Genomic DNA, 7,924 nt, shown 5'->3' with positions numbered 1-7,924 from the left:
GCCAAAATTAGTTGACCACTACAAAATGAATTGAATGGGTGTCATCATAATTCTTTAAGTCAAAGACGAATTAATTGACTTTGCAAATTACGTATTTATAGTGTAATAAAATTTTAGAAGGAACTAGAGTAATGGATGAAATAATTTTATGTAAAAGTAATATGAATAGTACTTCATTAAAAGACAAGTGTGGTATTGAAATTGAAGGGTTATTCTCTTTAACATGCCCAGACCCTGACATGTTAATTGCGAACAAACCATATTTATTGAAAGGTGGAAATTCGACTACCGGTACAAATTCTTTAGCAAAAATATCCAATATTCCAAATGTAAAAAATTTAACAGATCTATCACTTTCTTTCGGTGGTGATAATCTAGTAGCACTTTCCATGATCTCAGCAAAATTAAATGAATTTAATATAGGGTTAATGGGAACTTCGACTAGCGTTTATTCAAAAAGAGTTGGTGATTTTGCAGATGCAGTTAGTGATTATCAGAAATCGCTGCTCGAATATCGTCAAGCTATCAAGTCTAAATCACCAACCAAAACTGCGGCTAAACAAAAAGCAAAGCTTGCTTTTGATAAAATGCAAAATAAATTTAGACTAGAAGTAAAAGCAGTTACAAACCAAATCAAGTCTAAACGTGGAACACCCTTAACAAACTTTTCAAGGGGAGCCAATATAGCTAGAAGCAGTCGTAATGTTACTAAGCTTGACTTAATAACTCCTACTCATGCAGATAATGTTGTTAAATTTACTAAATATTCTAAGTTTTTAGGGAACGGTTTAGCTGTAATTGATTTTGGTAGTCGGGTGGGTAACATACACAACACTTATAAAGCTGGTGATAACTGGGAGCGCGAAATGTTCGTAGAATCAACTAGTTTTATTGCAAGTGCTGCTACTGGAATCGGCGTTGTTAATGCGGGGGCTGCTGCCCTTACTTTTTTAGTTGTAGCAACTCCTGTAGGCTGGGTTGGTCTTGTTGTTGGTGGATTGGCAGTAGCAGGAACCGCTGCGGCCGCTTCAATAGGAATTAATGATTATACAAAGGAAAATAGCGGTAGCTTATACGACGAAATTATGAAGTGGTTTGACTCTTAATGGATATTGAGAAAACTTTGTTTGTTATATTTCTCGTTGGCTGTCTTCTTAGTGCTGTGCTTTATGTAGTTTTTGGACAAGTTACTGTGCGCAAATTAAGGAAGAACCCTAATACGAAAGAGCTACTAGGTATGGAGTTTATAAGTGGCTGGGATATAATAAATGTAGCTAAAGCATTCTCACTACCAAGGAATTGGATGCTCAAGGTAGAAAAAAGTAAGTTTGCATTTATGTATGCTAACTCGTCTACTTTATTTGAAAATACATCAATATTTGATAGGGTACTTGGTTGTATCTTCTATTGGACATTGACTCTATCAGGTTTGTTAGGGGCTTTTTTCGCGCTGCTAAATTCACTTGGTTTTTTTGATTAATACATGTTGATGTGATTTTTAGCTAATTAAAGTCAGCTATTGGCTCTAAACACCAAAACTTTTTATTTTAAACTATTAACGTCCTCTTAAGCGCAGCGCCTCATAGCCTCTTTATGAATTAGCTATAAATAATTGAGGCGTCTAGCTCTTTAAATCTAAACACTTTAAACGTAAAACATCGGCGAATTAGTACTCTAATACACGCCGATGTTTATAACTTATCTAAATAAGCAAATTACGTATAAGGTATTAAGCCTTAGTCTTGCTTACGGTTAAGGCTAAATAAGCAGATTGCTAGAAGTAACGTTGCAATCATGCCTGATGCACCAGCAACGCCTGATGGTAGGAACCCATCACGCCCAGCAATAATTAATATAGCATTGGCAAGCATTGCAAATGCACCTGCTAAGGCTGTAAGGCCGCCAATGGCTTTGCCACCTTTAGCTAAGTAAGACAGGCCAAAAACAACAGCTGCTAAGCCTAGTAGTAATTTAGCTGCGTAGTAAATCATAAATGATAAAGACACCACACCACCAATTAAAGGTTGTGCGCCTTCTACTGCGCCCGCTACTTTGCCAAATGTTGAAAACAACGTTAGGCCAATGCTTACCTGTACTATGTTAAGTATTGCGCTAAATGTGATAGCCGACCAACCTAGTTGAGCGTTTTTAGCTTGCACCATAGTGGTACTTGCAAAGGCCACAAGCACAGTAAACAGCACGGCTTCTAGCCCCCATGCATATTGTCTTGAAAAGCTAATTTCAGCACTGTAAAGGGCAGTAAAAATAGCCTGGGTTATCGCCAACGCCAACAATAACGATGCTGTAATTAGGGTGGTGCGTTTATGTGTAAATTCCATTATGTACCTCTTATAATTTTATATTTGACGCTTTAAAAGTTGTAGTCGCTTTGCATACATCAAACAGATGAAAGTATTGCTGCTATAAGACAGGTAAAGCGGAGTAATTATTTCACTAAAACCAATAAAAATAATAATTAATATTAAATAAGCTAAAACTTGCGCTTTTAATGAAACTTAAATTGCAAAGCCGCATTGAGTTAAGCTATTAAGCCTTTAAAAATTCAGCGCATCTTATCCTTTTCTGATTTAACCTTTGTATTAAATGTTGGGGTTACTTCGACTAACTAAAGCGGCTGTTTATTCGAGAGGTAATTAAAACAATCGCTTAATAAAGTATATATACCCATAAACAATGTTTATGGGTATTTTGTGTGACTAAGCCTATAAATGTTATTTATTAAGATAAAAGCCTAAAATGAGACCAATCACTTAATGCGATAATAGTTTGCTCTGTAGGCGGGGCTACATAGATTAAAGCTGCAATGGCAATTATTGATGCCAAGGTAATTAATTTATTGTCGAAGTCGGCTATTTTTAACGCGGTGCCAAAGGAGCGTTTAATAGTGACATTGCTTAAATCTACACTGTAAATTTCATCGAGTAATAAATGAATTAACCCGCCGATTAAAATAAACCCACCTGTTAACCAGGCAAAGGTGGCTGCTTGTGTGGTTGTTTGCTCGTTTAGTTGCCACGTTACTTGCGTTGTTAACAGCGCGCATAGCACTAAAAATAATAACGAGTGGCAGCTGCCTCTATGTACTGTGATCCATTCAAAAATGGGCCTAATAATGTATTTCATAAACCCGTACACCAATAACGGCACTACGATTAGCTCAATAAAGCTAATTTCGATTATTAGCTCGGTGGTTATGTAATGCAGCACCAGTAATACGGCGCTCAGTGCGAATAAGTTAAAAATAGTATTGAGCGAGGTTGAGTTATCTGAGTCTATGTCGGGTAATAAGCCGCCAATTGAGCCTAAAAACCATAACCAAAGTGCGCCGTTTAAATCAATATGGCCTGCAGTTAATAAAGTGGCCGAGCCTAAACCTGTGATGATGACTGCAGTATTAAGATGAGTATTGAAATTTGCCATTGTATCTCTTGATAGAAAAATAGGTTGGCATTCTATCAATTGAAAAGTTCATTGTTCAATTTACTTTAAAGGTAAGGCGTAAATAACTTAAGTACTTAATTTTAAACGCTGCGTTTGAAATGATTTTAGCCTAAATGGTGACTGATTTTGTAATAGGCAAAACCCGTTGAATAAATCAACGTAGGTAACACTATTAAAGCCTCTGCATCATTTGTTAATTATTAATATGTTATAGTGTTGCAATATGTATTTGATATAGTATAACATTCACTGCATTCTAATTTCCCTTAATAGAGTTTGAATGTGAGTACACCTACAGCTGTTAATCAAACATCACCGAAAGAATCTCCACGTGTGGAACAAACACGTAATGAAGCCCTAAATACAACTCAAGCCGCTACTCAAGCAGTTAAAAGCGAAGCCATTATTGAAGTGGACTCGTTAAGTTTTAGCATTATAAACAACGCCATTTTAAAAAACTTAAACTTTAGCGTAGGCTCAGGCGAAATTTACGCGTTACTTGGCGGTAACGGCGCGGGTAAATCAACCACGTTAAAAACTTTGCTTGGGTTTAATAAACCCACTCAAGGCTCTGTAAAAGTAGCGGGCAAAGAGGTAACACAGGCACTTGATTTTGTACGCGGTAAAACGGCGTATTTGCCAGAGTCAGCAACGTTATATCCGCATTTAACTGCCCGCGAAAACGTGGCGTATTTTTTATCGCTTGCTGATATTAAAAAAACCGATGAGCAAATTAATGCTGCGTTTAACCGTGTAGCGCTACAGCAAGCTGCATGGGAGCGTCCTATGCAAACGTATTCTAAAGGCATGAGGCAAAAAACTGCGATTGCACTGGCTATTTTACGCCAAGCCCCGATATTTTTACTTGATGAACCTACATCGGGCCTTGACCCTGTTGCTATTGATGAGTTTAACCAGTTAGTGCGTGAGCTTGCATTAACCGGCGCCACTATTTTAATGGTAACGCACGATGTATACGGCGCATGCCAAGTTGCAAACCGAATTGGTTTATTAAGAGCGGGTGAGCTGGTGGGCGAATTTGACGCGCCAGAAAACGGCCGAATTGATACCGAGCAAGTTCATGCCGCGTTTGCACAAAGAGGCGGGTAATGAGCAAAAATAATTTTTCAAAGGTGGTGATAGTTGCCAAAGATGAGTGGCGCTATTGGCTTCGCTCAAAACTGGCGATGACTGTTTTAGCCATTGGTTTATTACTTACGCTTTCATCTGTGGTGGTTACTGCCATAACAATGCACGAACTTAGCCACACTCGTAATGAATTACAAAGCAATGCAGAGCAAAGCTTTGCTGAGCAACCCGATCGCCATCCACACAGAATGGTGCATTACGGGCATTACGCTTTTAGAACGCCAACACCACTTAGCACACTCGACCCAGGGATTGATGCCTACACAGGTAACTCAATATTTTTAGAAGGGCATAGGCAAAATAGTGCAATGTTTGCCGAGCAGCGCCAAGGCACAGCTTTAACAAAATTTGGCAGCTTAACGCCAGCTTTTATAGTGCAAACATTAGCGCCGTTACTGCTTATTTTAATTGGTTACAGCTCTATTAGCCGTGAGCGCGAATCGCAAACGTTGTCGTATTTATTAGTGCAAGGCACCAAAGGCAGCACGCTTATTGCGGGTAAAGGGCTAGCGCTTTTGTGTGTTGTTGGGTTAATTATTGCGCCATTAGCGGTGTCGGCGTTATTTACGCTTAGCGCTGGTGAGAGCCTTTTAGCAGTTGTTGGTTTTATTGTGGGCTATGCATTGTATTTAAGCGTGTGGGTGTTAGTTGTTTTATTAGCATCGAGCGTGTTTAGTAAAAATAGTGGCAGCTTTACAGCGCTTGCGTTTGTGTGGATTTTACTGTGCATTGTTATGCCGCGAGTAGCAAGTACCAGTGCCTCTACGGCTGTGCCATCGGCCGGTAAAATAGAAACCGACTTTGCAGTAAAGGCTGAGCTTAGAAAACTAGGTGATGGCCATAACACCAACGACCCCGCCTTTAAGCAATTTAAACAATCTCTGCTAAAAAAATACAACGTAAACAGCATTGATGAGCTGCCAGTAAACTTTAGAGGGTTAGTGGCCAGTGAATCAGAGGCCAAACAAACTAAGGTATTAAACCAGTTTGCCGAGCAGCGCATGCAAAGTGAACTTAAACAAACGCAGGTATCGCGTTACTTTGGTTGGGTATCGCCTATGGTGGCTATTCGCTCGCTGTCGATGATTGTAGTGGGTACCAGCATAGAAACCCATCATCGCTTTTTACGCGAAACCGAACAGCTGCGCTTTGATTTTGTGCAAGGGCTTAACAAAGTACACATTGAAAAGCTTGATTACCAAGTTGATATGAACCGAAACGCCAATACCGAGGCTACTAAAAAAGCGCGCGTAGGGTCAGAGAACTGGCAAATACTGCAAAACTTTACCTTTGATGTAGATAGCGCTGATGTTCGCGCGCAAAGAAGTGTACCTGCTTTTTTTCAGTTAATACTGTGGATTGTAGTACTTGTAGGCGGTATTAAATTGGTAGGAAAACGTTTGATATGAGTTATTTAATTACACAACTTACACGAGAATGGGGCTTTTTACTGCGTCAAAAGTACCTTGTGGTATTGCTGTTATGTAGCTTTGTTTTATCGGGCTTTGCAATATATAGCGGGCTTAGCGAAGTAAGTGCGCAGCAGCAAACAATAGAGCGTTTAAAAGAGGCAGATCAAAGCGACCGCACTAAAGTGCAGCAAAAGCAAGACGATCCGGGCATGTTGGCTTATTACAGTTTTCATTTAACGTATTCTCAGCCATCTAACCTTGCTTTTGCAGCATTAGGGGAACGCGATATATTCCCGTGGAAACACCGTATTAATTTATTGGCCATAGAAGGGCAAATTTACGAAAGCGATGCGCAAAATGCCGAGCTGGCACAGGCCGGTAAAATTGATTTTGTATTTGTAATTAGCGCCTTAGCACCACTGGTTATTATTTTGCTGTTTCATGACTTATTTGCAAATGAGCGCACTAGCGGCAGGCACGACTTACTGGTTACTACGGCTAAATCGTACTTTGCTTTGTGGGGCGCACGTATAACGGTAAGGTTTTTAGCAGTAATAGTGTGTTTAATGCTGCCATTTTTTATAGGTGCATTTATAGCTGGGGCAAGCGCGTTTGAAATTGCGTATGTATCGCTACTTTGTATTGCATACCTTGCATTTTGGACTGCGCTGAGTGTGTGGTGGGGCAAAAACGCGACTAGTGCCCCGCGCGTTGCCTCTGGCCTAATTGGCTTATGGGTATTATTTGCTTTTATTATTCCTATTTTAGGCGACCTTGCCATAAACAAGTCGGTGCATTCGCCTAAGGGTGGCGACATTATGCTTACTCAGCGTGAGGCGGTAAATGATGCCTGGGATTTACCTAAATCTTCCACTATGCAGCCTTTTATTAAAGAGTACCCAGCACTTGCGCCCTACATTGCTATGAGCAGTGAGTTTGAGTGGAAATGGTATTACGCATTTCAGCAAATGGGCGATTTAAAAGCAGCGCCGCTCTCTAAAGCATACCGAGACGCAGCCGCTAAAAAATATGATTTAGCAGGCGTTGTGTCGTGGTTTTCGCCACCGCTATTATTGCAGCGCAGCTTAACACGAGCCGCCCAAACCGACTCAGTAGCGGCGTATGCATACGAGCAGCAAATTCGTGATTATCATCAGCAATTACGTGAGTTTTATTACCCTTGGTTATTTTATAAGGGTAACCCGCCTAAATCAGTTCTCAATAACATGCCACGCTTTGAGGCTATAGCAAAGTAATCCTTACTAGGTGCGCTAAACACCGTTGTTTAGCGCACCTAGTAACAACACCATAATTATAAAATACTTATATTACTAACAAGGTTCACAATGAAAACCAACACAACAGGGCTTAAGCTCACCTATTTAAGTGCGTGCCTAGTAAGCTTATTTAGCAGCCAGGCTTTGGCTGCTGAGCAAAACCAGCAAACACACAGTGCTAACACAAATATTGAGAGGCTTTCTGTGGTTGCTACGCGCCAAGCTTACCAAGGTAACTTTAGCCCACTAGAAACTCCACAATCAGAGCTTAAAATTGATTTAGAAGCCCTTGAAAATGCAGGTGCAGTAAGCCTTGACCAAGCGCTTGATTTATCAGCCTCTGTTGCTCGCCAAAACAACTTTGGTGGGCTGTGGAATAGTTTTTCGTTACGTGGCTTTGTAGGCGATGAAAACCTACCGAGTAACTACTTAGTAAATGGTTTTAATGCTGGGCGCGGTTTTGGTGGCTCGCGTGATTTGTCGGGTATTGAGTCGGTTGAGGTTTTAAAAGGCCCCCGTGCGGCTTTATTTGGCCGTGGTGAGCCAGGTGGTACAGTCAACCTAGTTACTAAACGCCCAACGTTTGATACGCAAGGTGAAATTAAGCTCTCGGTAGCAAGTTTT

The 7,924-nt window shown here is 40.4% G+C and carries 8 protein-coding genes; 6 read left to right on the top strand and 2 right to left on the bottom strand.

The window, feature by feature from the left end:
• Positions 1 to 131: 131 nt before the first annotated feature.
• Positions 132 to 1,106: a hypothetical protein gene (locus B2R65_RS13965; RefSeq protein WP_286743590.1), complete on the top strand. Its 975-nt coding sequence runs from the start codon at positions 132 to 134 to the stop codon at positions 1,104 to 1,106.
• Entirely contained in the window at positions 1,106 to 1,480 is a 375-nt protein-coding gene (locus B2R65_RS13960) for a hypothetical protein (protein WP_055017647.1), read from the top strand. The genes B2R65_RS13965 and B2R65_RS13960 overlap by 1 nt, the downstream gene beginning before the upstream one ends.
• A 256-nt stretch (positions 1,481 to 1,736) precedes the next feature.
• Here B2R65_RS13960 and B2R65_RS13955 read toward each other — a convergent pair whose 3' ends face one another.
• On the bottom strand, positions 1,737 to 2,339 hold the full coding sequence (locus B2R65_RS13955; protein WP_273606996.1) for a thiamine biosynthesis protein ThiC: 603 nt from the start codon (positions 2,337 to 2,339) through the stop codon (positions 1,737 to 1,739).
• Positions 2,340 to 2,739: 400 nt separating this feature from the next.
• On the bottom strand, positions 2,740 to 3,441 hold the full coding sequence (locus B2R65_RS13950; protein ID WP_264389505.1) for a metal-dependent hydrolase: 702 nt from the start codon (positions 3,439 to 3,441) through the stop codon (positions 2,740 to 2,742).
• 303 nt (positions 3,442 to 3,744) lie between these two features.
• Here B2R65_RS13950 and B2R65_RS13945 point away from each other — a divergent pair, with 303 nt between their 5' ends.
• The 4 genes from B2R65_RS13945 to B2R65_RS13930 all read left to right on the top strand — a co-directional run.
• Positions 3,745 to 4,572, top strand: a complete 828-nt coding sequence (locus B2R65_RS13945; RefSeq protein WP_286743584.1) for an ABC transporter ATP-binding protein — start codon at positions 3,745 to 3,747, stop codon at positions 4,570 to 4,572.
• Entirely contained in the window at positions 4,572 to 6,020 is a 1,449-nt protein-coding gene (locus B2R65_RS13940) for an ABC transporter permease (protein WP_286743582.1), read from the top strand. Before B2R65_RS13945 ends, B2R65_RS13940 begins: the two co-directional genes overlap by 1 nt.
• Entirely contained in the window at positions 6,017 to 7,279 is a 1,263-nt protein-coding gene (locus tag B2R65_RS13935) for a DUF3526 domain-containing protein (protein WP_286743579.1), read from the top strand. The genes B2R65_RS13940 and B2R65_RS13935 overlap by 4 nt, the downstream gene beginning before the upstream one ends.
• 90 nt (positions 7,280 to 7,369) lie before the next feature.
• Positions 7,370 to 7,924: Plug domain-containing protein (locus tag B2R65_RS13930; RefSeq protein ID WP_286743576.1), on the top strand; the 555-nt coding region annotated here is incomplete at its 3' end.

Source organism: Pseudoalteromonas sp. UBA2102 (genome assembly GCF_002331165.1).
In the GTDB taxonomy this organism is placed as follows: domain Bacteria; phylum Pseudomonadota; class Gammaproteobacteria; order Enterobacterales; family Alteromonadaceae; genus Pseudoalteromonas; species Pseudoalteromonas atlantica.
This window is presented reverse-complemented; position numbering and strand designations above follow the sequence as displayed.

What these genes read in the sequence shown, in the direction of transcription:
- B2R65_RS13965 (WP_286743590.1), top strand. Translation starts at nt 132, where the DNA reads ATGGATGAAATAATTTTATGTAAAAGTAATATGAATAGTACTTCATTA.
- B2R65_RS13960 (WP_055017647.1), top strand. Translation starts at nt 1,106, where the DNA reads ATGGATATTGAGAAAACTTTGTTTGTTATATTTCTCGTTGGCTGTCTT.
- B2R65_RS13955 (WP_273606996.1), bottom strand. Translation starts at nt 2,339, where the DNA reads ATGGAATTTACACATAAACGCACCACCCTAATTACAGCATCGTTATTG.
- B2R65_RS13950 (WP_264389505.1), bottom strand. Translation starts at nt 3,441, where the DNA reads ATGGCAAATTTCAATACTCATCTTAATACTGCAGTCATCATCACAGGT.
- B2R65_RS13940 (WP_286743582.1), top strand. Translation starts at nt 4,572, where the DNA reads ATGAGCAAAAATAATTTTTCAAAGGTGGTGATAGTTGCCAAAGATGAG.
- B2R65_RS13935 (WP_286743579.1), top strand. Translation starts at nt 6,017, where the DNA reads ATGAGTTATTTAATTACACAACTTACACGAGAATGGGGCTTTTTACTG.